This window comes from Stutzerimonas stutzeri RCH2 (assembly GCF_000327065.1).
In the GTDB taxonomy this organism is placed as follows: Bacteria; Pseudomonadota; Gammaproteobacteria; order Pseudomonadales; family Pseudomonadaceae; genus Stutzerimonas; species Stutzerimonas stutzeri_AE.
On record NC_019936.1, the window covers coordinates 1741780 to 1766211 of the forward strand.

A 24432-nucleotide genomic window follows, 5' to 3' on the forward strand; every position below is an offset into this window, starting at 1 on the left:
CATCGGCGGCGCGCTCCAGCGCCGCATGGCGACCCTTTTGACATTTCCAACGAACAGAACAGCGCGGGTTTCAGCTGATGGCCAAACGTAGCGGCGCTCTGCGCTTTCAACCCAGCGGTGGCGAGCGCAAGCCCCAGGTGCCGATCGGCAAGAAGCAGCGCCTTAATATCGAGCGGCTGGCCAATGACGGGCGCGGCATCGCCTTCGTCGAAGGGCGCACCTGGTTCGTCGAAGGCGCATTGCCTGGCGAAGAGGTCGAGGCGCGTGTGCTGTCCGCACGTAGCCAGGTGGTCGAGGCGCGCTGCGAGCGCGTGCTCCAGGCCAGTGCGCAGCGACAGGTCGAACCTTGCCCGCATGCCCGTCTGTGTGGCGGCTGCAACCTGCAGCATGCCCCTATTGCCGATCAGCTGGCACTGAAACAGCACACGCTCGCCGAGCAGCTCGCGCGGGTTGCCGATCTGCAGCCAGAGGCTTGGGCCGAGCCGCTGGTGGGGCCGGCCTTCGGCTATCGCCGTCGCGCCCGACTGGCGGTGCGCTGGGACGTCAAGAGCAAGCATCTGGACATCGGTTTTCGCGCCAGTTCCAGTCAGGAAATCGTCTCCATCCGCGAGTGCCCGGTTCTGGTACAGCCCTTGCAAACGCTGCTGCCGGGTTTGCTAACGGCGTTGCGTGATCTGAGCAAGCCGCAAGCGATCGGCCATGTAGAACTGTTCAGCGGCACGGCCGAGGCCGTGCTGATTCGTCACACCGCAGCTCTGCCGGAATCGGACCTGGCGCGCCTGCGCAGCTTCGCGACTGCTCATCGAGCGCAGCTCTGGTGGCAAGGCGAAGGTGAGCCTCAGCCAGACGACTGCGCAGCTTCGCTGGGCTACCGACTGGATGCCTGGGATCTGGAGCTGGCCTGGCGTCCTGGAGATTTTGTCCAGGTCAACGCGCCAGTCAATGACGCGATGGTCGCCCAGGCTCTGGAATGGCTGGATGCGGGCAAGGATGAGGCGGTGCTTGACCTGTTCTGCGGGCTGGGTAATTTCAGCCTGCCGCTGGCGCGCAGTGGTGCACGGGTGGTGGGTGTGGAAGGTGTCGAGGCGATGGTGGCGCGTGCGCAGGAGAACGCGCAGCGCAACGCTCTGGAGCACGCGCACTTTTATCGGGCCGACTTGTCGAAGCCGCTTGCCGATGCCCCTTGGGCAGGTAGCGGGTTCGCTGCGGTACTGCTCGATCCGCCACGCGACGGCGCGCTGGAAATCGTTCGACAAATGTCGATGCTGAAGGCGCAGCGCGTGGTCTATGTTTCATGCAATCCGGCCACGCTGGCGCGCGATGCGCGCGAGCTGGCCAGCCAGGGATATCGTCTGAAGCGTGCGGGTGTGCTGGATATGTTTCCGCAAACCGCACACGTCGAGGCCATGGCGCTGTTCGAGCGGGGTTAGCGCTCGATGCTGCATTCTTGACAGGCGCTTTGCCTGTGGTTCAACCGACCGGCACACAGAATGCCGGCGTTCATGGCGCAGCTGCTGCGCAGAAGGGAAGGTTAGATGGTACAGGTCAGAGCGCTTCAGCCGATCAATACGGACGGCAGTATCAACCTGGATGGCTGGCTCGATCATGTGCTGGGGATGGACCCGGCACTCGACCGCGCGGCCTTGAAAGAAGCCTGCGAGTTCGCCCGCGAGGCAGAGCAGCAGGCCAACGCGGCGCAGAACCTCTGGAGTGAAGGCACCTCCAGCTACCAGATCGGCCTCGAGATCGCGGAAATTCTTGCCGACCTCAAGCTGGACCAGGATAGCCTGGTCGCAGCCGTCATCTATCGCGGCGTACGCGAAGGCAAGATTCAGCTGGCCGATGTGAACCAGCGCTTCGGCTCGGTGGTGGCCAAGCTGATCGAAGGCGTGCTGCGCATGGCGGCGATCAGCGCCAGTCTCAATCCCCGCGAATCGCTCGTGCTCGGCTCCCAGGCGCAGGTGGAAAACCTGCGCAAGATGCTGGTGGCCATGGTCGACGATGTGCGCGTTGCACTGATCAAGCTGGCCGAACGCACCTGTGCCATCCGTGCCGTCAAGCTGGCCGACGACGAGAAGCGCCAGCGCGTCGCCCGCGAAGTCTTCGACATCTACGCGCCGCTGGCCCATCGCCTGGGCATCGGCCATATCAAGTGGGAGCTGGAAGACCTGTCCTTCCGCTACCTCGAGCCCGAGCAGTACAAGCAGATCGCCCAGTTGCTGCACGAGCGACGCCTCGACCGCGAGCAGTACATCCAGAACGTCGTGCAGCAGCTCAAGGACGAACTGACCGCGACCGGTATCCAGCCCGACATCGATGGCCGCGCCAAACACATTTATTCCATCTGGCGAAAGATGCAGAAGAAAGGCCTGCAGTTCAGCCAGATCTACGACGTTCGCGCCGTGCGCGTGCTGGTGCCGGAAGTCCGTGACTGCTACACCGCGCTGGGGATCGTGCACACCCTCTGGCGGCACATTCCCAAGGAGTTCGACGACTACATCGCCAACCCCAAGGAAAATGGCTACCGCTCGCTGCACACCGCGGTGATCGGCCCGGAGGGCAAGGTGCTGGAGGTGCAGATCCGCACCCACGCCATGCACGAAGAGGCCGAGCTCGGCGTCTGCGCGCACTGGCGCTACAAGGGCACCGACGTCAATTCCGGCTCAGACCATTACGAGGAAAAGATCGCCTGGCTGCGCCAGGTACTCGAATGGCACGAAGAACTGGGCGACATCGGTGGCCTGGCCGACCAGCTGCGCGTGGATATCGAGCCGGATCGGGTCTACGTGTTCACCCCCGACGGCCATGCCATCGACTTGCCCAAGGGCGCCACGCCGCTGGACTTCGCCTACCGGGTGCACACCGAGATCGGCCATAACTGCCGCGGTGCCAAGGTCAACGGTCGCATCGTGCCGCTCAACTACAGCCTGCAAACCGGCGAGCAGGTGGAGATCATTACCAGCAAGCATGGCTCGCCGAGCCGCGACTGGCTGAACCCGAACCTGGGCTACATCACCACCTCACGCTCGCGGGCTAAGATCGTCCACTGGTTCAAGCTGCAGGCGCGCGACCAGAACGTCGCCGCCGGCAAGGCGCTGCTGGAACGCGAACTGGGACGGCTGGACCTGCCGCCGGTGGATTTCGACAAGCTGGCCGAAAAGGCCAACCTGAAGAACGCCGAGGACATGTTCGCCGCCCTTGGCGCCGGCGACCTGCGCCTGGCGCACCTGGTCAACATGGCGCAGCAGCTGGTCGAGCCGGAGCGCGGTTACGACCAGCTGGAACTGATTCCGCGGCGCTCGGCGCCGTACAAGCCAGGCAAGCGCGGCGACGTGCAGATCCAGGGCGTCGGCAATCTGCTGACGCAGATGGCCGGCTGCTGCCAGCCGCTGCCGGGCGATCCCATCGTCGGTTACATCACCCAGGGCCGCGGAGTCAGTATTCACCGCCAGGACTGCCCGTCAGTGCTGCAGCTGGCCGGGCGTGAGCCGGAGCGGATCATCCAGGTCAGCTGGGGTCCGGTGCCGGAGAAGACCTATCCGGTGGAAATCATGATCCGCGCCTACGACCGTGCCGGCCTGCTGCGTGATATCTCGCAGATGCTGCTCAACGAGCGCATCAACGTGCTGTCGATGAACACCCGTTCGAACAAGGAAGACAGCACCGCGCAGATGACGCTGACCATCGAGATTCCGGGGTTGAATGCCCTGGGTCGCTTGCTCAGCCGCATTTCGCAGCTGCCGAACATCATCGAAGCCAAACGCCAGAGAGCCACGTAAGGCGCAAGGCCGGCGGTGTTGCCGGTAGCGCCACGGTGGATGGGTGAAGCGTCAGCTACGCGCCCCGATCCACCCTGCAATCGGCCTGACATCCGTAGGGTGGATGTCGCTTTTTACATCCACCGGAACGCCGCTGCGATAGCCCGGCTTGAGGAATGCCATGTACCAACTCCCCGACCTTCTGCACCTGATGGCCCGGCTGCGCGATCCGCAGCATGGCTGTCCGTGGGACCTGCAGCAGAACTACGCGAGCATCGTGCCGCATACGCTGGAAGAGGCTTACGAGGTCGCGGATGCTATCGAGAGCGGCGACTTCGATCATCTGCCCGGTGAGTTGGGCGACCTGCTGTTTCAGGTCGTCTACTACAGCCAGCTGGCCCGTGAGGAAGGGCGCTTCGAGTTCGCCACGGTGGTCGATGCCATCACCCGCAAGCTGATCCGTCGCCATCCCCACGTGTTCCCTGATGGTGACCTGTATGGTTCGCCGGAGCTGCCGCGTCTCGACGAGGCGGCCATCAAGCAGCGCTGGGAAGAGATCAAGGCCGAGGAGCGTGCCGAGAAAGCCGCTGCTCCTGAACAGTTGTCGCTGCTCGATGACGTGCCCAGCGCACTGCCGGCACTCAGTCGTGCCGCCAAACTGCAGAAACGCGCCGCCCAGGTCGGTTTCGACTGGCCCGAGGCGCTGCCGGTGGTGGACAAGGTGCGCGAGGAACTCGGCGAAGTGCTGGAGGCGATGAGCGAGGACGATCCGCAAGCCATTGCCGAGGAGCTGGGCGATCTGCTTTTCGTCGTGGTCAACCTGGCGCGCCATCTCAAGGTCGATCCGGAGAACGCCTTGCGTGCCGCGAATGGCAAGTTCGAGCGGCGTTTTCGCTTCATCGAGCAGGCCTTGCGCGAAGCGGGGCGGCCCATCGAGCACTGCGATCTGGATGAACTGGATGCGCTCTGGGGCGAGGCGAAGAAGGCCGAGCAATCGCCGTCCTGCGGCTAACAGTACTCGCCGGGCTGGATGTGGCTTTTCACATCCACCACAATGCCGCTCGGTGGAGCGATTCAGCGTCGCCCACCGGCGCCCACTTGAATTCATGACGAGACGAGCCGAAACATGAGTCTTTCCCTCCGTGACCAGTTGCTCAAAGCCGGGCTGGTCAACGAAAAGCAGGCCAAGCAGGCCGTCAAGCAGAAGCAGAAGCAGCAGCGCCTGGAGAAGAAGGGCCAGGTCGAGAAGGATGATTCCCAGCGCGAAGCGGCACTGAAGGCCCAGGCGGAGAAGATCGCTCGCGACCAGGAGCTCAATCGCCAGCAGCAGCAAAAGGCCGAACAGAAGGCCCGTACGGCGCAGATCAAGCAATTGATCGAGACCAGCCGCCTGCCGAAGCTGACCACCGAGGATTACTACAACTTCGTCGACGACAAGAAGGTCAAGCGGCTGTCAGTCAACAAGCTGATGCGCGACAAGCTGGCCAGTGGCTCGTTGGCGATCGTTCGTCATGGCGGCGGCTACGAGGTGATTCCGCGTGAGGCGGCACTGAAGATCCAGGAGCGCGACCCGCAGCGTGTGGTGCAGCTCAACACCCGTACCGAAGAGCCGGATGCTGACGATCCGTACGCCGCTTATCAGGTACCGGACGACCTGATGTGGTGATGCGCCGGGGCGGGTGCGAACTCCGACGGAAGGTTGGATAGAAAAGGCCCGCCTGCATCTCTACTGCAGACCTGCCCGCCATCGCGGGCACATGCAGTGGAGAAGATCATGGCCGCGCAGACGATTCGCTATACCCCCAACGCCGATACCCTGTACTGGCGCGCCGCTGGCGTGCCGGGCGACCCGGAAGAGCCTGGTGTTCCGACGCAGCCTACCGAGCCGGGTGAGCCTACCGTGCCGGATCAGCCACCGCCCGCTCCGGTTGCCTGAGCGTCCTCGAGCCGTAACCTGCGCCGCCGTTGGCACGACGTGGCGCAGGGCATCTGGCGTCAGCGCAGCTGGTTTGCGCGGCAACGCTCATTCGCCGAACGGATAGGTGTCCGGCACCATCTCTGGATCGATCTGTTGCGGGCCGATCGGTGTCACCGCGCCCGTCTCCTCCAGCCATATCAGCGCATCGAACTGCTCCGCCAGGATGGCGCGGAAGTAGTGCGACTGGCGCTCCGTCAGTGGCCGGTAGATCACCCCGATGGCGCGCTCGAGCCGTGGCTGGGAGAGCGCCGGACGCAGTTCGCTCTGCTCGTTGCGCCAGTCGGTCAGTGATGCCGGCACGTTGGCTCGCAGGAACAGTTGTTCCCAGCTGTCCGCCCTGGACGGGATGACCTGCTTGACCTGCATAGGCTCGTCCCAGTTGTCCGCCGCCGCCACCTCACCGCGATCGGTCGCCATGCCGATCAGCACCGCGTCGCGACCGAAGGCGGTGCGGCACAGTTCGCCGATATTGAACTCGCCGCCCCAGCCCATCGAAGTTGCCGAGGCATTGCCGATGTGCGAGTTGTGCGCCCAGACCACCGCCTTGGCGTCCGGCCCGCGGTGTTCGAGCAGTGCTTTCAGGGTGTCGAACATGTGGCGGTCGCGCAGGTTCCAGGATTCGGTCGAGCCGCGATACATGGCGCGGTAGTAATGCTCGGCGGCAAGTACCACTCGCGCATTGCGCTCGGCATTGAAGAAGCGCTCGCCGTCCTGGCCAATGTACTCCAGGCGCTGCGTGAGCAGGTCTTGCAACTGCTCGACCACCGCCGTTTCGCAGGAAGGCTGGCCGAGCATGACGTTGCGGCCATAGACGGCGGGATCTTCCTGCCACGGGCTCAGGCAGCCATAACGTCGCCGCGCCGCGGCAGCCGCGTCCAGGTCGATGCGGTCCAGGTAGCGCAGTACCTCGCGGATCGAGCTGCCGAGGCTGTAGACATCCAGGCCGCGGAATTCGACCCGCTGCCCGGCCGGCAGTGCCGCGTTGTGCTCGCGCAACCAACGGACGAAGCCTTCCACTTCGCGGTTGCGCCACATCCAGGTTGGAAAGCGCTTGAACGCATCCTCCACCCAGGCGACTGGTTGCCGTTGCCGGCTGTAACAATCGATTCGTGCCGCGTCCGGCCAGTCGGCTTCGACCGCGATAATGGAAAACCCGTGCCGCTCGATCAGCCGCCGGGTGATCGCAGCGCGGGCCTGGTAGAACTCGGATGTGCCGTGGCTGGCCTCGCCAATGAGCACCACCCGGGCGTCGGCGTAGCGCTCGAAGGCGTCGGCAAAGTGCGGGTCGTCTAGCGCGGGCAAGGGTTCGGCATGCTGGCGCAGCAGAGCAATGAGCTGTTCCTCGGATAGCTCGGGCAGATGGGCACGCGAAGCGCTCATATGGTTCGGCCTCCTCATGCAAGGGCTTCACGGATGACTGGGCATCCGGTTGGTTGTTCCTCGTCCTCCAATTAAAGCTGCTAACTTTGAAGTGAGGGACCGAACTGCCGGCGCCGGATGGGTCTAAAAACTTACAAAAACCAAGATGAGCGTTATTACGCCCGCATGGGTTTATTCAAGGCGAGGGGCATTCCATGACGACCTGGATCATTGCGTACAACAAAGACGGCAACACTTCGACGCTGAAGATCGACTCCGAGCATCAGCCTGACATCGACGAGGCAGTCGATCTCGTCACGCGCAAGGCAGCAGAGCTGTATCCGGATCAGGAGATCGAGCATGAGCACGAGCCTGATCTGGAGGACACGCCAGCTACCCGGCTGGCTGAGCGTTACGGCATCACCATCACGGGCATATCCCAGGCCTGAGCGGCGCCGAGCGCTTCAGCGGCCAGACTTCTCCATCCCCCACCACATAAATCTGCCAGTGATCTTCGGCTGTCACCGTCATCGTGCCGGTGAAACTGCCGAAGGCCGGCAACAGGCTGAGCCGTTCACCGATGCAGAAGCACGGCAGGCGCAGGCTCTGCCGTCCGCGGCCGTTGAGGCGAAACGCCGGATGCAGATGGCCGGCGAGCACATGGTGGCTGGGATGCGGATCGGCTTCGTGCTGCAAGGCGAACGGGCCAAGCAGCAGCGGCTCGGAGACGACGTTCATTCCCAGGCTATTTGGCGGATCTCCGGCGCGGCGATCATGGTTGCCGCGAATCAGCGTGATCGTCAGTTCGGCGTGACTGGCACGCCAGTCGTGCAGCTGGTTGAGCGTGGCAGGCGTCTGCGATTCCGCTGCGTGCAGAAAGTCGCCGAGGAAGATCAGCTGCTTGCAAGGGTAACGGGCAAGCAGGGCATCGAGTCGTTGAAGATTGGCCTGGGTCGTACCGTGGGGCACGGGTTGACCTAGGCGACGGTAGGCGGCGGCCTTGCCGAAATGGATATCGGCTATCAGCAATGCCTGCTGCGCCGGCCAGTAGACGGCTTTCTCGGCAAGCAGCCAGAGTTCGGTTTGTTCCAGCTCTATGGGCAGGTGAGAAGTCATGCGGCAGAGTTTATCGCGTGCGGTGGCGGGTTCCCACGCGCCGGGCGGCGCTGGTTGTGCATGTGCGGTCCTCTGGGAGAGCAACCAACGGGCCAGGATGGCGCGATTGTGGGCGGACTCGGTTGAACAGCATTCCGGTCGCTTTAACCCGGCGCAAGGAGCGCTCACCTTGCTTGCCTATCGGGTCGTGCGGCGCGCCTTTTTTGGCCGTGGCGTGCCGTCCTTGGTCGCGCGGGGTTTGCGCTTCGGGCTGCTGTCGCGTTCGACAGCAATGCTCGCGTCCGCTTGCGGCTGATAACCACCAGGGCCGGCGGCCTTGTCGAGTTCGGCAACCATTCGCCGGATGCGGTCGGCAAGCTTTTCCGAGCTCATGCTTTCGCGGAAGCGTTCGACCATCAACGGAAACGCCAGCGGTGTGGTGCGTTTGACCTGATGAATGTCCAGCTGTCGTTGCTGCAGTCGCTGCAATGTCTGCTGCAGCCGCTCGACTTCCAGCTCCTGGCGCAGAACCTCTTCTTCAGCCTGGGTCAGCAACAGGTTGGCCGGGTCATATTGGCGGAAGACGTCGAAGAACAGCCCGCTAGAGGCCTGCAGCTGACGCGCGCTCTTCTGCGCACCGGGGTAGCCGGAAAACACCAAGCCGGCAATACGTGCGATCTCACGAAAGCGGCGACGCGCCAGTTCGCCAGCGTTAAGACTGGCGAGCACGTCGTGCAGCAGGTTGTCTTCGCTGAAAAGCTCCGGCGTCAGCCAGTGCATCCAGTCCACCTCGGTTGCCGAGAGCAGCTCGAAGCCGTAGTCGTTGACTGCGATCGAAAAGGTCAGCGGTCGATGCTGGCCCAGGCGCCAGGCCAGCAGACTGGCCAGCCCGAGGTGCACGTGACGCCCGGCGAACGGGTAGAGGAACAGGTGCCAGCCTTCGCGGGATTTCATCACCTCGGCCAGCAATGTGGTCTCGGTGGGCAGCGCCGACCAGTCCATCTGTACCCGCAGTAAGGGTTCGACCAGGCCCATCTCCGGGCTTTCGAAATGGCCGCGCGAGGCGGCACCGAGCTGCTCGACCACCGCATCGGCCAGCTCGCTGGAAAGGGGCATGCGCCCGCCGTTCCAGCGCGGCACCGCGGCTTTCCTGCCCGTCGCGCGGCTGACGTAGGCGGTCATGTTCTCGACGCGTACCAATTCCAGCAGACGACCACCAAAGAGAAAGTTGTCGCCCGGTCGCAGGCGCGCGATGAAGCCTTCCTCGATGGTGCCGAGCGAGCGCCCGCTGCCACCCTTGGCCCAGAATTTCACGGACAGGCTGGCATCGCTGACGATGGTGCCGATGCTCATGCGATGGCGCAGCGCCACACGGCGACTCGGCACCTTCCACAGCCCGGCCTCGTCCGGCTCGACCCGCTGGTAGTCGGGGTAGGCCGTCAGCGAATGCCCACCGTGGCGGACAAAGGCCAACGCCCATTGCCAATGGTCTTCGTTCAGGTCGCGGTAGGACCAGGCCTGGCGCACTTCGGCAAACAGTTCGTCTGGTCGAAAGCCGCCGCCCAAGGCCATGCTGACCAGGTGCTGCACCAGCACATCGAGCGGGCGGTGCGGTGCGCTGCGGGCTTCGATGCGGCGTTCGCCGATGGCCACCTGAGCGGCGGCGGCTTCTACCACTTCCACGCTATGAGTCGGCACCAGCGTGACCCGCGAGGTGCGTCCCGGCGCATGTCCGGAACGCCCGGCACGCTGCATCAGCCGCGCCACGCCCTTGGGCGAGCCGATCTGCAGAACGCGCTCGACCGGCAGGAAGTCCACACCCAGATCCAGGCTGGAGGTGCAGACCACGGCCTTGAGCGCGCCCTGCTTGAGGCCCTGCTCGACCCAGTCGCGTACTTCGCGGGCCAGCGAACCATGGTGCAGGGCAATCAAGCCTGCCCAGTCCGGCCGCGCATCGAGCAGCGCCTGATACCAGATTTCCGACTGCGAGCGGGTGTTGGTGAACACCAGGGTGGTCGCGGCCGAATCAATCTCCTCGACCACCTGCGGCAACATGCGCAGACCGAGATGCCCAGCCCAGGGGAAGCGCTCGATGCACGGCGGCAGCAGAGTGTCGACGCGCAGATCCTTGTCGACCTTGCCTTGCACCAGCCTGCCGCTGCCGGGATACAGCAGCACGTCCAGCGCGTGGGGCTGGTTGCCGAGGGTGGCGGAAAGGCCCCAGACAATCAGCTCCGGCATCCACTGGCGCAGCCGGGCCAGCGCCAGTTGCAGTTGCACGCCGCGCTTGTTGCCCAGCAGCTCGTGCCATTCGTCCACCACCAGCATGCGCAGCCCGGCGAAAGCCTGGCGTGCATCGGCGCGGGTCAGCAGCAGGGTCAGGCTTTCCGGCGTGGTGACCAGCGCGCTGGGCAGGCGCCGCCCCTGCCGCGCACGTTCGGCACCGCTGGTATCGCCGGTGCGCAAACCGATGCTCCAGTTGATGCCGAGGTCGTACAGCGGGGCCTGCAGAGCGCGAGCGGTATCGGCGGCCAATGCACGCATAGGGGTGATCCAGAGCACCGTCAACGGCGCCGGCTTGTCCGTCGTGTTAGGGCGCGGCGCCTTGGTTGCAAAGCGATTCAAAGCCCCGAGCCAGACGGCATAGGTCTTGCCAGAGCCAGTGGTGGCGTGCAGCAGTCCGGACTCGCCTCGGTCGATGGCTTGCCAGACTTCCCGCTGAAACGGAAAGGGTTGCCACTCTCGGCTGGCGAACCACTGCTCGCTCAACAGTCCGGCTGCATCATTCATGGGGCAACCTGTTGGAGCCCGAGCGCGAGGTTCGCCTCGTGGAAGCGGCCTTGGCCGCGCATATGGGCGACGGCCCGGGTAGGCGGCTGGCCTGGCGACTCATCCAAGCAGCTCCTTCAGCGTCTCCAGGGTATCGGCTTCCTGCACCGGCTTGTCGAGACGCCAGCGCAGCATGCGCGGGAAGCGCACGGCGATGCCGCTCTTGTGCCGGCTGCTGGCGGCGATGCCCTCGAAGCCGAGCTCGAACACCAGGGTCGGGGTGACGCTGCGGACCGGGCCGAACTTCTCCACGGTGGTCTTGCGTACGATGGCGTCGACCTTGCGCATCTCCTCGTCGGTCAATCCGGAATAGGCCTTGGCGAACGGCACCAGCTTGCGCTCCGGGTCGCCCGGCTCGCCGTCCCAGACGGCAAAGGTGTAGTCGGTGTATAGGCTGGCGCGGCGGCCATGACCGCGCTGGGCATAGATCAGCACGGCATCGACGGAGTAGGGGTCGATCTTCCATTTCCACCAGACGCCGACATCCTTGGTTCGGCCGACGCCGTACTGCGCGGCGCGGGCCTTGATCATCATGCCCTCGACGCCGCGCTCACGGGACGCTTCGCGTTGGCGCGCCAGATCGGCCCAGTCATCGCCGCTCACCAGCGGCGAAAGCATCAGCCGCGGGTTGGGGCATTGCCCGACCACCGCTTCGAGCTGTTGCCGGCGTTCACGATGCTCGCGTTGCCGCCAGTCGTCACCCTGCCATTCCAGCAGGTCATAGGCGAGCACCGCGACCGGGGCATCCTGCAAGACTTTCGCTGTGAGGTTTTTGCGGCCGATACGCTGTTGCAGCAGCGCGAAGGGTTGCACGCCGAAGCGTTCGGTTGTGTCGGCGTCATCGCTCTCTGGCTGCGCGAAGAGGTCTGTCGAAGGCCCGCCGGGCGCGTGCTTCCAGACCAGGATCTCGCCGTCGATCACCGTGCCGTCGGGCAGGCAGCCGGCCAGTTCGCAGAGCTCCGGAAAGCGCTCGCTGACCAGCTCTTCACCGCGCGACCAGACCCAGATCTGCCCGTCGCGCTTGACCAGCTGTGCGCGGATGCCATCCCACTTCCATTCGATGAACCAGTTCTCCGGCGCACCGAGCAGCATGTCGAACTCCTCGACCGGCGCCTGCAACGAGTGGGCGAGAAAGAACGGGTAGGGCTGGCCGCCACGCTGGGCGTGCTCATGCTCGGACTCCTCGGCGATCAGCGCGCGGTAGCCCTCGGCGCTCGGCCGATGGGACAGATCGGTGTAGCCCACCAGTCGTTGCGCGACGCGCTTGGGGTCGAGATCGACCAGCGAGGCCAGCGCGCGGGTCACCAGCAGCTTCGACACGCCGACGCGAAAGGCGCCGGTGATCAGCTTGATGCAGACCATCAGGCTCAGCCGGTCCAGCTGTGCCCAGAGCGCCGGCAAGCGTTCAGCCAGCTCCTCCGGCGGCTGCCCGCGCAGCGGCAGCAGCTTGTCCTGCATCCACACGGCCAGCCCGTCGTCGGAGCTGTGTTTGGCCTCGGGCATCAGCAGCGAAATGGTTTCGGCCATGTCGCCGACTGCCAGGTAGCTTTCCTCGAACAGCCATTCCGGCAAACCCGACGCCTGCATGGCGGTTTCGCGCAGCACGCGGGTCGGAACCAGCTGGCGTGGCCGTCCGCCGGCCAGAAAGTAGACCGCCCAGGCGGCGTCGGCCGGATCGGCGTCACGAAAATAGTCGCGCATCGCCGCGAGCTTGGCGTTGCTCGAGGTGGTGGCGTCGAGGCGGCTGTAAAGGGTGGCGAAGGCTTTCATGCGCTGCGTCCCGCTCGCCATGGCGCGGCCGGGTTGCGAGCCTGCACGGGTCTATGGGAAGCGATGTTGGTGCGCCGGCTCATTCGGCCTCCTGGGTGGCATCGTCCTCTTCGCCGTATTCGGTCGCGAAGGCCTGGGCATCGAGGCCGCGCATTTCGCGCAGGTAGCGCACCAACACCGCAACGGAACCGTGGGTCACCATCACCCGTTCGGCGCCGGTCTGCTCGATGGCCCAGAGCAGGCCTGGCCAGTCGGCATGGTCGGAGAGCACGAAGCCGCGGTCGACGCCGCGCCGGCGCCGGGTGCCGCGCAGCATCATCCAGCCACTGGCGAAGGCATCGGCGTAGTCGCCGAAACGGCGCATCCAGGTGCTGCCGCCAGCGGAGGGTGGGGCGAGGATGATGGCGTGCTTCAGGCGCGGGTCGCCTTTTTTCAGGTCTCCGGCATACACCGTCGGCGGCAGATAGATGCCACCCTCGCGGTAGACCTTGTTCAGCGGCTCGACCGCGCCATGCACGACGATGGTGCCGATGCTCTCGTCCAGGCCGTGCAGGATGCGCTGTGCCTTTCCGAAGGCGTAGCAGAACAGCACGCTGGCGCGCCCGGCTGCAGCATTGGCGCGCCACCAGTCGTTGATGTCGCTAAATACCTCGGCCTGAGACGGCCATTTGTAGATCGGCAGGCCGAAGGTCGATTCGGTGATGAAGGTATGGCAGCGCACCGGCTCGAAGGGTGCGCAGGTCCCGTCCGGCTCGACCTTGTAGTCGCCGGAAGCGACCCAGACTTCGCCTTTGTACTCCAGGCGCACCTGCGCCGAGCCGAGCACATGGCCGGCGGGATGGAAGCTGAGCTTTACGCCGTGATGCTCGATGGATTCACCATAGGCCAGCGTCTGCAGCGGCATATCGGCGGCGATCCGCGAGCGCAGAATGCCTTCGCTGTCGCTTGAGGCCAGGTAATGGCTCATGCCCCAGCGCGCATGATCGCCGTGGGCGTGGGTGATGACGGCGCGCTCCACCGGGCGCCAGGGATCGATGTAGAAATCACCGGGTGGGCAATACAGGCCTTCGGGGCGGGCAACGACGAGGTCCATGACTACAGGCACTTTGCGGGCTTGTAGGTTGGAGCGTGGCGCGGCGCTGTGAGTTCGCTGGATAACGCGCGGCCGGGTTCAGCCAACCCGACGGCGGTGTGCGCAGCAGCGTGCTGCGTCGAATATACAGCTGCGCGGGGGCGAGGCAGCGTTCTGCTTCAGCCCGGCGCCTTCGTAATGCGGCGATCAGTCCTGCAGTTTGATGTGCGAGATGTCCGGTACGGCGCCTGCCGTGTCGCGTGGCAGTTCGCCCATGTCGCTGCCCACCGGGGCCAGACTGAACTGGGACAGGTTCACCCGCGGTGCCTCGGGCTCGGGACGGGCATCCTGCAGGTCGACGCCCACCGGCGCGATGCCAAAATCGGGCGCCTCGACGTCGGCGAAGGCGGCCATGTATTCGTCTCGGGGCGTCACCTTCAGCGCAGCCGGGGCGGCGTTTGCGCTGGTGACGGCAGGTGGCGTGGGCGCGACGCTTGCCGCTGGGGTTGCGGGTGGTGGCGGCGCCAATTCGATTTCCTCGACATCCACCGGCATCGGTTTGACCTCTACCTGCGCACCGGCACGTTCCATTGCCTGCCGGTACTTCTCCACCGCAGCGAAGTCGAGGTTCTGCTTGATGACGATGCGTCGTCCGGAAAACAGCAGTGCGATGCGCTGCGCATCCGCCTGGAACAGTTTGGTCAGGTTGGCTTCGACCTGCTCGAGCCTGGCGCCGGGGAGCAGTTGGCCGGAAAAGGCGATTTCGTAGAGGCTCATGGGTGCTGCTCCTTGTGGCGCTACCGGTGACGGGGCGGCGGACCGCCGCAGGTTGGAACGTTAATCGAGATGGCGATGATCTGGCAAAGCGCAAAGTGCTGCCCTTGCCGCTGTCACAAGTTCGTCAGCTGGAGTGCCTGGTTCACGGCAACGGGGCAAACAGGGCGTCGATATCCTGCTCGCCAAGCTGCCAGCCGGCATCGCCGGAACCCTCCAGCACACCAGCGGCCAGTTCGGCCTTGCGCGCCTGCAGCTGGCGAATGCGCTCCTCGACGGTGCCGCGGGTAATCAAACGATAGACGAACACCGGTTTGTCCTGGCCGATGCGGTAGGCACGGTCGGTCGCCTGGTTCTCCGCCGCTGGATTCCACCAGGGGTCGTAGTGGATCACGGTATCCGCGGCCGTCAGGTTGAGTCCGGTGCCGCCGGCCTTCAGGCTGATCAGGAACAATGGCACTTCACCGGCCTGGAAACGCTCGACCGGCGTGCGGCGATCATCGGTTTCACCGGTCAGCTTGACGTAGGCAATGCCGCGCTTGTGCAGCGCCTGCTCGATCAGCGCCAGCATCGAGGTGAACTGGGAAAACAGCAGCACGCGACGGCCTTCGCTCATCAGTTCGTCGAGCATCTCCAGCAGGCTGTCCAGCTTGCCCGAGCTGCTGCCGCGTATGGCCCGTGTCGACTCGCCCTTGAGCAGGCGAAGATCGCAGCAGACCTGGCGCAGCTTGAGCAGCGCCTCGAGGATGACCATCTGGCTGCGCGCCAGGCCCTTGCGCTCGATCTCGTCACGCACCTTGCGATCCATTGCCAGACGCAGCGTTTCGTAGAGCTCGCGCTGGGCATCGTTGAGTTCGACCCAGTGGACGAACTCGTTCTTCGCCGGTAACTCGGTGGCCACCTGTTCCTTGGTGCGGCGCAGCAGAAACGGCCGGACGCGGGCGCGCAGGTGCGCCAGGCGAGGCTCGTCAGCATGCTTTTCGATGGGATTGCGGTAGTCCTGGGTGAAGCGTTTGGCGTCGCCGAGCCAGCCGGGCATGAGGAAGTGGTACAGCGACCAGAGCTCGCCAAGATGGTTTTCCAGCGGCGTGCCGGTCAGGCACAGGCGCTGACGCGTCTGCAGAGCCCGCGCGGCCTGGGCCGCTTTGCTGGAGGGATTCTTGATGTGCTGGGCCTCATCGAGAATCAACACATGTAGCGGCTGTTCGCGCAGCACGGCGATGTCGCGGGTCAGCAGCGCATAGCTGGTCAGCAACAGGTCGTGCTCGCCAAGTTCGCCAAAGTGCTTCTGGCGACTGGTGCCGGTCAGGGTCAGCACCCGCAGTTGCGGCGCGAAACGCCTGGCCTCGTCCTGCCAGTTGGGTATCAGGCTGGTCGGCATCACCACCAGCGCCGGTCGGTCGAGCCGGCCGGCCTGTTTTTCGACCAGGATGTGGGCGATGCTCTGCAGCGTCTTGCCGAGGCCCATGTCATCGCCAAGGATGCCGCCGGCGCCCAGCTCGCGCAGGGTCTGCATCCAGGCCAGCCCCTGCAGCTGGTAGGGGCGCAGCGTGGCGTTGAGCGCGTCCGGTGCCGGGCATGCCTGGGCGCTCGGGCTGTTCAGTCGCCCGGCGAACCGACGCAGCCGCTCGCCCCCTCGCCAGTCTGGCCTGAGCTCCTCCAGCCCGGCCAGCCGCGCGCCGTCGGCCTTGCTCAGCCGCAGCGAAGCGCCATCCATCGGCTCACGCAGGTACAGCTCGCCAAGGGTCGCCAGGATCGGCTTGATTCGCGCGAACGGTAGGGCGACCTGCAGGGTTTGCCCGTCACGCTGGCCAGGCCGATCGAGCTGGACGCGCAACTGCTCCTCGCCACTGCGCTGGGCGAGGGCGCGCGGCGTTAGCAATTGCGGGTTCTGGCGGATCAGGCGCAAGAGCACCGGCAATATGCCGATGCGCTGACCGTCCACGACGATGCCCAGATCAAGATCGAACCAGTCGTCATCGGCTGACTCATCGATTTCCGCGTACCAGCTGTCGATGGCCGCCAGGTCATAGGCGAAGCCCGGATGGATGTCGATCTGCCAGCCCTGGCGGCGCAGTTCGGGCAGCTGCTGCTGAACGAAACCGAGCCAGGCTTCTTCTCCGGGCAGCTGGAACATTTCCGCCGAGTCCTTTGGCAGCGCCAGGCTCTGGCGCAGTGCCGGGCGAAAGCCGAGCTGCTCCAGGTGCTTGCGTAGTGCCTGTTCGGCCTGGGCATGGCGGGCGATCAGCTGCAGCTCGTCGCCGGCCAGATGGCGGATGCGCTCGCCGTCGCGCTTGCCATGGACGCAGGCATCGCCGTAGATGAACGACAGCCCGGCGCGATGCTGATGTTCGCTGACCATGCGCTGGTTGCCTGGCTGGTAATTGGTTGCCAGGTGGCTGCCGAGGCTGAGCAGCGGGACTGGGCGCAGGTCGTCGATCAGTCGCTCCTTGCGGGGAGCCAGAGGAGGGGCCAAGGCTCAGCTCCTCCCTGCAAATGCGAGGTGCACCAGGCCAGTCTTGGGCTGGGAAAAGCGGTGGCGCTTGCTCATAGCCGCTTCAGTTCGATCAGCAGCCCGAGGCTGTCGTGATCGATATAGGTCAGCCGGCCAGGCACCAGGCGTACCCGCTGGGTCAGACGTTCGCTGGCGAGCAGCTGGCCATAGTCGCCGAAACGGTTTACCCAAAACGTCACATCCGTTCGCATATAGCGTCCGGGGCGTATTTTCAGTACGCCCTGAATCGGGTAGTGCTCGAAGTGGCGCGGTCCCTGATGCAGCGCAATTGCCTTGCCGCCATCGCTGATCTGCTGTCGCCAGGCCCGGTGCAGCAATAGCTGATAACCGGGCTCGGCGGAGAGTCTTTCGGCGATGGCCTCCAGCATTGGTTGACGCTCTGCGTTGCGTTCCAGCATCTGCGTGCCTTTCGCCCATCCAGAGGGCGCACGCTGACTGGCCAGCAACGGAGCGTCGTGGCGAAACAGAAGTACCTCGACCCGATACAGCGCCTCGGCAAACGCCGAAGGCACGCAGAGGACCAATAGCCAAAGCAGCCAACGAACCGGCATCTAGGATCCTTGCTCATTGGGCGCCAGCCGCTCAAGCAGCGCTTCCAGCGTATTGAAGCGTTCCTCCGGGCGTTCCATCGGCACCTGGAATTTGAACAGCGTGGCGCCTTCGAACTTGTAGCGCTTGGGCTGACTCTGGATCAGCTTGATCAGCACCATTGGATCGACCGAGGTATCGGCCGAGAACTCGATGCGCCCACCCTGCGGGCCGGCGTCGATCTTGGTGATGCCGAGCTTTTCCGCCTGCAGCTTGAGCAGCGTCAGGCGCACCAGATTCTTGGTTGGCTCGGGCAGCAGGCCGAAGCGGTCGATCATCTCCACCTGCAGCTCCTTCAAGCCATCCTCGTCGGCGGCATTGGCGATACGCTTGTAGAGGATCAGACGGGCGTGCACGTCCGGCAGATAGTCCTCCGGAATCAGTGCCGGCAGGCGCAGGTTGATCTCCGGCCCACCCCCCAGCGGCTGCTCCAGGTTCGGCTGCTCGCCCTTGCGGATGGCTTTGACCGCGCGCTCGAGCATTTCCATATAAAGAGTGAAGCCGACGGCCTGGATCTGTCCGCTCTGGCCCTCGCCGAGCAGCTCGCCGGCGCCGCGGATTTCCAGGTCGTGGGTGGCCAGGACGAAGCCTGCGCCGAGGTCCTGGGCATTGGCGATGGCCTCCAGGCGCTTCTGCGCGTCGTCGGTCATGGCCTTGCGAGTAGGGGTGAGCAGATAGGCATAGGCCTGGTGGTGACTGCGCCCGACCCGACCACGCAGCTGGTGCAGCTGGGCTAGGCCGAACTTGTCGGCGCGCTCGATGATGATGGTGTTGGCGCTCGGCACGTCGATGCCGGTTTCGATAATGGTCGAGGCCACCAGCACGTTGAAACGCTTGTGGTAGAAGTCGCTCATGACCTGTTCGAGGTCACGCTCGCGCATCTGCCCGTGGCCGATCGCGACGCGTGCCTCCGGCACCAGTGCCTGCAGGTCGGCGGCGCATTTCTCGATGGTCTTCACATCGTTGTGCAGGTAATAGACCTGGCCGCCACGCAACAGCTCGCGTAGCAGCGCCTCCTTGATCACGGTGTTCTGCTGTTCCATGACGAAGGTGCGCACCGACAGGCGGCGCGCCGGCGGCGTGGCGATGATCGACAAGTCGCGCATGCCGGCGATGGACATGTTCAGCGTGCGTGGAATCGGCGTGGCGGTCAGCGTGAGGATGTCTACCTCGCTGCGCAGCGCCTTGAGCTGTTCCTTCTGGCGTACGCCGAAGCGATGCTCCTCGTCGATGATGACCAGGCCCAGGTTGCTGAACTTGACGTCATCCTGCAGCAGCTTGTGAGTGCCGATGAGAATGTCGATCTTGCCCTCGGCAAGCTCGGCGATAGCGTTCTGCACTTCCTTGGCGGATTTGAAGCGGCTCATCACCTCGACCCGCACCGGCCAGTCGGCGAAGCGGTCGCGGAAGCTGTTGTAATGCTGCTGGGCGAGCAGGGTGGTCGGCACCAGTACGCCAACCTGCCGGCCGCCATGGACGGCGATGAAGGCGGCGCGCATGGCCACCTCGGTCTTGCCGAAGCCGACGTCACCACAGACCAGACGGTCCATCGGCTTGGCCGAGAGCAGGTCCTCGCGTACCGCGTCGATGGCGGCCTGCTGATCGGGTGTCTCCTCGAACGGAAAGCCTGCGGCGAACGTTTCGTAGTCGACCTGCGGGTCTTTGAAGGCATAACCCTCGCGTGCGGCGCGGCGGGCGTATATATCCAGCAGCTCGGCAGCGACGTCGCGCACCTGCTCGGCCGCCTTGCGCTTGGCCTTCTGCCAGGTTTCCGAACCGAGCCGGTGCAGTGGCGCGAGCGCGTCGTCGCTGCCTGTATAGCGGGCGATCAGGTGCAGGCTGGCGACCGGTACGTAGAGCTTCGCCTCCTCGGCGTACTGCAGCAGCAGGAATTCCTGCGCCTGGCCTTCGATCTCCAGCGTGGTCAGGCCCTGGTAGCGACCGACACCGTGATCGATGTGCACCACCGGCGAGCCTTCGCGCAGCTCGGTGAGGTTCTTGATGACGTTCTCGCCGCCGTCGCGACTCTTCTCGCGGCGGCGACGCTGCATGACGCGCTGGCCGAACAGCGGACTTTCCGCCACCAGTGCCACGTCGTCCAGTTGCAGGCCTTCGTCGAGCGGGGCGATGGTGATGGCCAGACGTTGGTCGCTGGCAAGGAAGTCTGTCCAGCCGTCGACTTCCTGAGGACGCAGTTTCAGCCGTGCCAGCAACTCCAGCAGCACCTCGCGGCGACCAGCGGATTCGGCAGTGAACAGCACGCGCCCGGGGTAGCTTTCGAGGAACTGCCGCAGCTTGCCCAACGGCTCGCTGGCCTTTGACTCGATGGCCAGTTCTGGCAGCGCCTGGGCATTGAAGCGTTCACGGCCGATACCTGACTCGACGTCCTGCTGGCTGGCGACCACGCGCGGCCAGAGTTTCAGACGAGCGAAGCAGTCCTCCACCGGCATGAACAGCTCGGCAGGCGGCAGCAGCGGGCGCTCGGGATCGACGCGACGTTCCTCGTAGCGATTGCGTACATCACTCCAGAACTGCTCGGCGGCCTGTTCGATGCCGGGCAGCGAGAACACTTGGCTGTCTTCGGGCAGGTAATCGAACAACGTCGCGGTTTCTTCATAGAACAGCGGCAGGTAGTACTCGATGCCCGCCGGGGTGATACCGGTGGAGAGATCCTGATAGATCGGGCAGCGGCGGAAATCGACGTCGAAACGTTCGCGAAAACGCGCGCGGAAGCCGGTGACCGCCTCCTTCTTCAGGGGGAACTCGCGTGCCGGCAACAGCCGGATCGATTCGACCTTGTCGATCGAGCGCTGATTTTCCGGATCGAAGGTGCGCAGCGTCTCGATCTCGTCATCGAACAGGTCGATGCGGTAGGGCAGGGGGCTGCCCATGGGGAACAGATCGATCAACGCACCGCGCACGGCGAACTCGCCATGTTCATAGACGGTATCCACGCAGCGGTAGCCGGCTGCTTCCAGGCGCAGGCGCATCTGTTCGACGTCCAGCTTCTGCCCGACGTCCAGCACCAGACTCGAACCCAGCAGGAAGCGCTTCGGCGCCAGCCTGTGTAGGGCGGTGGTGATCGGCACTACCAGCACGCCGTGGCTCAGTTCCGGCAGTTGGTAGAGCGCGGAAATGCGCTGGGAGACGATGTCCTGATGTGGCGAAAATATGTCGTAGGGCAGCGTTTCCCAATCGGGGAAATGCAGCACCGGCAGTCCCGGCGCGAAGAAGGCGAGCTCTTCCTGCAGGCGTTCGGCACTCTGGCTGTCGGCGGTGAGGAGCAACGTGAAGCGTTTGGCGTTGCTGGCTGCTTCGGCAATCGCCAGGCTCAGCGCGGCTCCTGGAAGATTGCCCCAGTGTTGCTTGCCGCTGGCGGCAGGCAGAGGGGGAAGGCGCAAGACGGACACGAGTGGGCGTGGCTCCGATGGAAAAATAGGCCGCCGGGATTGTAACTATCGAGGCGCTTGGCTGTCAGTGTTTCGTCCGCTGCAGATTGCCGGCGCTAGGGTGCGCCGTCATAATGTAGCCCCTTTTCTCAGCCCCTACATGTTGGAAGGAACTGCCCGTGACTCAGAAGCCCGACCAGTGTCTTGGTGAATGGATTGACCGCGAAGCCCTCGCCGAAGCGATGATTCCGCTGATTGGTCAGCTGTACCGCAACAACAACGTGGTGACTTCGATCTACGGCCGTGGCCTGATCAACCGCTCGGTGATTGCCATCCTCAAGGCGCACCGTTTTGCGCGCCACCGCATTGCCGACGAAGCCGAGTTGTCGGTGCACGACACCTTCCAGATCCTCAAGACCATGAGCGAAATGAACCTGGGCGCCGCTTCGGTGGACCTGGGCAAGCTGGTCGCCAAGTACAAGGAAGCGGGCAACGGCCGCAACCTTGAGCAGTTCGTTCGCGAAGAACTGGCCGAAGTAGCTGACAAGCGTCACGCCGCCTCCGGCCACAAAGGCACCGACGTTGTGCTGTACGGTTTCGGTCGTATCGGTCGCCTGCTGGCTCGTATCCTGATCGAGAAGACCGGCGGTGGCGACGGCCTGCGCCTGCGTGCAATCGTCGTACGCAAGGGTGCCGACAACGATCTGGTCAAGCGCGCCAGTTTGCTGCGTCGCGATTCGGTACATGGTCCGTTCGATGGCACCATCACCATCGATGAAGAAAACAACACCATCACCGCCAACGGCAACCTGATCCAGGTGATCTACTCCAACGATCCTTCCGCGGTGGATTACACCCAGTACGGTATCGAGAACGCCCTGCTGGTCGACAACACCGGCAAGTGGCGCGACGCTGAAGGCCTGGGTCAGCACCTCAAGTGCCCAGGTGTCGCTCGCGTAGTTCTGACCGCGCCGGGCAAGGGTGAGCTGAAGAACATCGTGCATGGCATCAACCATGGCGACATCACGGCCGATGACAAGATCATCTCCGCTGCGTCCTGCACGACCAACGCCATCGTGCCGGTGCTCAAGGCGGTCAACGATCAGTACGGCATCGTCAACGGTCACGTCGAAACCGTGCACTCCTACACCAACGACCAGAACCTGATCGACAACTTCCACAAAGGCAGTCGTCGTGGTCGCAGCGCAGCGCTGAACATGGTCATCACCGAGACTGGCGCCGCCACTGCTGCCGCCAAGGCGCTGCCAGTGCTCAAAGGCAAGCTGACCGGCAACGCGATCCGCGTTCCAACGCCGAACGTGTCGATGGCCATTCTCAACCTGAACCTGGAGAAGGCCACCAATCGCGAAGAAATCAACGAGTACCTGCGCCAGATGGCCATGCACTCGGATCTGCAGAAGCAGATCGACTTCGTCAACTCGCAGGAAGTTGTATCCAGTGATTTCGTCGGCTCGCGTCACGCTGGTGTAGTGGATGCTGAAGCGACCATTTGCAATGACAACCGCGTCGTCCTCTATGTCTGGTACGACAATGAGTTCGGCTACAGCTGCCAGGTCGTACGCGTTATGGAAGACATGGCTGGGGTCAACCCGCCGGCGTTCCCGCGCTAAGCGCGGCGGGCGGTAAGCAGAAACGGGAGCCTCGGCTCCCGTTTCGCGTTTCTGGGTAACGGCAACAGCGGAAGCAGCGGCGGTTAGGCGGTCGAATGCTCGAATCGATAGCGAGCCACGTTAATTTTGCTTCTCTTGTTTCGGGTCAAAAATCCGCAATGCTTGGGTGGTCAGTCAAGGTCAGTGACCTCTATAATCGGGCGGATTTTTTACCTGGGTCCGCGACATGGTGTCGCGTCAATAACGTATTGGCGCGCGCGGCGCAATCCTACTTTGCGCCATGCCGCTGGGCCTGCCAAAAAAAGCTTTCTAAAATCAGTGGTTAGGCAAACCGATGATCAATATAAAACGAGGGCTTGATTTGCCCATAGCCGGTGCGCCGGCGCAGCGTATCGAGGCCGGCAGGCCCGTGCGCAGCGTCGCCGTCGTTGGCTTCGACTATCCGACCATGAAGCCGACCATGGCTGTTCAGGTCGGTGATCGGGTTAAGCTGGGGCAGATCCTTTTTTCCGACAAGAAGTCCGACGGCGTGCACTACACCTCGCCCGGCGCCGGTGTCGTCAGCGCAGTGCATCGCGGTGAGAAGCGCGTGCTGCAGTCGGTGGTCATCGACCTCGACGGCGACGAGGAAATAACCTTTGCAAGCTACTCGCCTGCCCAGTTGGATGGGCTGAGCAGCGAGCAGGTCCGTGAGAACCTGCAGCAGTCCGGCCTGTGGACTGCGCTGCGCACGCGCCCGTTCAGCAAGGTTCCGGCCGTCGATGCCACGCCTGCGTCCATTTTTGTGACGGCGATCGACACACATCCGTTGGCCGCTGATCCAGCGGTCATCATCGCCGAGCAGGCGGAAGCTTTCGAAGCGGGCCTCAAGGTTCTCGCCAATCTGGCCAAGGTGTTCCTGTGCAAGGCTCCGAGTGCCTCGCTTTCTGGCGAGTCCCTGGCAAAGGTACAGGTCGAAAGCTTCAGCGGTCCGCATCCTGCAGGCCTGGCTGGCACTCACATCCATTTCCTCGATCCGGTGAGCGCCAGCAAAAGCGTCTGGACCATCGGTTATCAGGACGTGATTGCCGTCGGCAAGCTGTTCACCAGCGGTCGCCTGTCGGTGGAGCGTGTGGTGTCGCTGGCCGGTCCGGTGGTGGAGAAGCCGCGTCTGGTGCGTACCCGTCTCGGTGCCAATCTCGATGAGCTGACCGCCGGTGAGCTGCAGCCCGGTGCCAACCGTGTTGTCTCCGGTTCGTTGCTCGGCGGTCGCACCGCCCATGGCGCGTTCGCCTATCTCGGTCGCTACCACCAGCAGGTTTCCTGCCTGCGTGAGGGCAAAGAGCGCGAGATGCTCCATTACATGCGTCCAGGCGTCGAGAAGCACTCGATCCTCAACATCTATATCTCCAAGCTGATGGCCGGCAAGAAGTTCGCCTTCTCTACCTCCACCAACGGTAGTCCCCGTGCGATGGTCCCGGTAGGCAACTACGAAGAGGTCATGCCGCTGGATGTTCTGCCGACTCAGTTGCTGCGTGCGTTGATCGTGGGCGATACCGAGGTCGCGCAGAAGCTTGGCTGCCTGGAGCTGGACGAAGAAGATCTGGCGCTGTGCAGCTATGTCTGTGCCGGGAAATACGAATACGGCCCGATCCTGCGGGACAATCTGACTCGCATCGAGAAGGAGGGTTAAGG

The 24432-nt window shown here is 64.1% G+C and carries 17 protein-coding genes; 8 read left to right on the forward strand and 9 right to left on the reverse strand.

Annotation, left to right across the window (positions count from 1 at the left end):
- Window positions 1-77: 77 nt before the first annotated feature.
- The 5 genes from rlmD to PSEST_RS22290 all read left to right on the forward strand — a co-directional run bounded on the left by rlmD (window position 78) and on the right by PSEST_RS22290 (window position 5694).
- The gene (rlmD, locus tag PSEST_RS08010) at window positions 78-1430 is read left to right on the forward strand and encodes a 23S rRNA (uracil(1939)-C(5))-methyltransferase RlmD (RefSeq protein ID WP_015276495.1); all 1353 of its coding nucleotides are present in this window, start codon (window positions 78-80) and stop codon (window positions 1428-1430) included.
- 105 nt (window positions 1431-1535) lie between these two features.
- Entirely contained in the window at window positions 1536-3779 is a 2244-nt protein-coding gene (gene relA, locus PSEST_RS08015; protein ID WP_015276496.1) for a GTP diphosphokinase, read from the forward strand.
- 160 nt (window positions 3780-3939) lie between these two features.
- Window positions 3940-4770, forward strand: a complete 831-nt coding sequence (mazG, locus tag PSEST_RS08020; protein WP_015276497.1) for a nucleoside triphosphate pyrophosphohydrolase — start codon at window positions 3940-3942, stop codon at window positions 4768-4770.
- A 114-nt stretch (window positions 4771-4884) separates the two neighbouring features.
- Window positions 4885-5424 (forward strand): DUF2058 domain-containing protein, encoded by a 540-nt coding sequence (locus tag PSEST_RS08025; protein WP_015276498.1) that lies wholly within the window; start codon window positions 4885-4887, stop codon window positions 5422-5424.
- Window positions 5425-5532: 108 nt separating this feature from the next.
- Complete coding sequence (locus PSEST_RS22290; RefSeq protein ID WP_015276499.1) at window positions 5533-5694, forward strand: hypothetical protein; 162 nt, start codon at window positions 5533-5535, stop codon at window positions 5692-5694.
- A gap of 87 nt (window positions 5695-5781) precedes the next feature.
- Here PSEST_RS22290 and PSEST_RS08030 read toward each other — a convergent pair whose 3' ends face one another.
- The gene (locus PSEST_RS08030) at window positions 5782-7116 is read right to left on the reverse strand and encodes an erythromycin esterase family protein (protein WP_015276500.1); all 1335 of its coding nucleotides are present in this window, start codon (window positions 7114-7116) and stop codon (window positions 5782-5784) included.
- A gap of 194 nt (window positions 7117-7310) precedes the next feature.
- Here PSEST_RS08030 and PSEST_RS08035 point away from each other — a divergent pair, with 194 nt between their 5' ends.
- The gene (locus PSEST_RS08035; protein ID WP_015276501.1) at window positions 7311-7544 is read left to right on the forward strand and encodes a hypothetical protein; all 234 of its coding nucleotides are present in this window, start codon (window positions 7311-7313) and stop codon (window positions 7542-7544) included.
- Here the strand turns inward: PSEST_RS08035 and pdeM are convergent.
- From pdeM to mfd, 8 genes are all read right to left on the reverse strand, one after another.
- Window positions 7522-8211: a ligase-associated DNA damage response endonuclease PdeM gene (gene pdeM / locus PSEST_RS08040; protein ID WP_015276502.1), complete on the reverse strand. Its 690-nt coding sequence runs from the start codon at window positions 8209-8211 to the stop codon at window positions 7522-7524. The two genes, PSEST_RS08035 and pdeM, sit on opposite strands and share 23 nt — an antisense overlap.
- Before the next feature lie 177 nt (window positions 8212-8388).
- Entirely contained in the window at window positions 8389-10980 is a 2592-nt protein-coding gene (locus PSEST_RS08045) for a ligase-associated DNA damage response DEXH box helicase (protein WP_015276503.1), read from the reverse strand.
- A gap of 99 nt (window positions 10981-11079) precedes the next feature.
- Window positions 11080-12789, reverse strand: coding sequence for an ATP-dependent DNA ligase (locus PSEST_RS08050; RefSeq protein WP_015276504.1), 1710 nt, complete (start codon window positions 12787-12789; stop codon window positions 11080-11082).
- 79 nt (window positions 12790-12868) lie between these two features.
- Window positions 12869-13882, reverse strand: coding sequence for a ligase-associated DNA damage response exonuclease (locus PSEST_RS08055; protein WP_015276505.1), 1014 nt, complete (start codon window positions 13880-13882; stop codon window positions 12869-12871).
- A gap of 186 nt (window positions 13883-14068) precedes the next feature.
- Window positions 14069-14638, reverse strand: coding sequence for a hypothetical protein (locus PSEST_RS08060; RefSeq protein WP_015276506.1), 570 nt, complete (start codon window positions 14636-14638; stop codon window positions 14069-14071).
- Between the two features lie 142 nt (window positions 14639-14780).
- Complete coding sequence (locus PSEST_RS08065) at window positions 14781-17111, reverse strand: DEAD/DEAH box helicase (protein WP_015276507.1); 2331 nt, start codon at window positions 17109-17111, stop codon at window positions 14781-14783.
- 71 nt (window positions 17112-17182) lie between these two features.
- The gene (locus PSEST_RS08070; RefSeq protein WP_015276508.1) at window positions 17183-17701 is read right to left on the reverse strand and encodes a CsiV family protein; all 519 of its coding nucleotides are present in this window, start codon (window positions 17699-17701) and stop codon (window positions 17183-17185) included.
- Window positions 17702-21148 carry a transcription-repair coupling factor gene (gene mfd, locus PSEST_RS08075; protein WP_015276509.1) on the reverse strand — a complete coding sequence of 1149 codons (3447 nt, stop codon included), beginning with the start codon at window positions 21146-21148 and terminating at the stop codon, window positions 17702-17704. It lies immediately after the preceding gene.
- Between the two features lie 158 nt (window positions 21149-21306).
- On the opposite strand from mfd, the gene PSEST_RS08080 reads away from it, so the two are divergent.
- On the forward strand, window positions 21307-22758 hold the full coding sequence (locus tag PSEST_RS08080; RefSeq protein ID WP_015276510.1) for a glyceraldehyde-3-phosphate dehydrogenase: 1452 nt from the start codon (window positions 21307-21309) through the stop codon (window positions 22756-22758).
- A 334-nt stretch (window positions 22759-23092) separates the two neighbouring features.
- The gene (locus PSEST_RS08085; protein ID WP_015276511.1) at window positions 23093-24430 is read left to right on the forward strand and encodes a Na(+)-translocating NADH-quinone reductase subunit A; all 1338 of its coding nucleotides are present in this window, start codon (window positions 23093-23095) and stop codon (window positions 24428-24430) included.
- The last annotated feature ends 2 nt before the right edge of the window (window positions 24431-24432 follow it).

Excerpts from the sequence above, each read along its gene's own strand:
- rlmD (WP_015276495.1), top strand. The coding sequence starts at position 78 with ATGGCCAAACGTAGCGGCGCTCTGCGCTTTCAACCCAGCGGTGGCGAG.
- relA (WP_015276496.1), top strand. The coding sequence starts at position 1,536 with ATGGTACAGGTCAGAGCGCTTCAGCCGATCAATACGGACGGCAGTATC.
- mazG (WP_015276497.1), top strand. The coding sequence starts at position 3,940 with ATGTACCAACTCCCCGACCTTCTGCACCTGATGGCCCGGCTGCGCGAT.
- PSEST_RS08025 (WP_015276498.1), top strand. The coding sequence starts at position 4,885 with ATGAGTCTTTCCCTCCGTGACCAGTTGCTCAAAGCCGGGCTGGTCAAC.
- PSEST_RS22290 (WP_015276499.1), top strand. The coding sequence starts at position 5,533 with ATGGCCGCGCAGACGATTCGCTATACCCCCAACGCCGATACCCTGTAC.
- PSEST_RS08030 (WP_015276500.1), bottom strand. The coding sequence starts at position 7,116 with ATGAGCGCTTCGCGTGCCCATCTGCCCGAGCTATCCGAGGAACAGCTC.
- PSEST_RS08035 (WP_015276501.1), top strand. The coding sequence starts at position 7,311 with ATGACGACCTGGATCATTGCGTACAACAAAGACGGCAACACTTCGACG.
- pdeM (WP_015276502.1), bottom strand. The coding sequence starts at position 8,211 with ATGACTTCTCACCTGCCCATAGAGCTGGAACAAACCGAACTCTGGCTG.
- PSEST_RS08045 (WP_015276503.1), bottom strand. The coding sequence starts at position 10,980 with ATGAATGATGCAGCCGGACTGTTGAGCGAGCAGTGGTTCGCCAGCCGA.
- PSEST_RS08050 (WP_015276504.1), bottom strand. The coding sequence starts at position 12,789 with ATGAAAGCCTTCGCCACCCTTTACAGCCGCCTCGACGCCACCACCTCG.
- PSEST_RS08055 (WP_015276505.1), bottom strand. The coding sequence starts at position 13,882 with ATGGACCTCGTCGTTGCCCGCCCCGAAGGCCTGTATTGCCCACCCGGT.
- PSEST_RS08060 (WP_015276506.1), bottom strand. The coding sequence starts at position 14,638 with ATGAGCCTCTACGAAATCGCCTTTTCCGGCCAACTGCTCCCCGGCGCC.
- PSEST_RS08070 (WP_015276508.1), bottom strand. The coding sequence starts at position 17,701 with ATGCCGGTTCGTTGGCTGCTTTGGCTATTGGTCCTCTGCGTGCCTTCG.
- PSEST_RS08085 (WP_015276511.1), top strand. The coding sequence starts at position 23,093 with ATGATCAATATAAAACGAGGGCTTGATTTGCCCATAGCCGGTGCGCCG.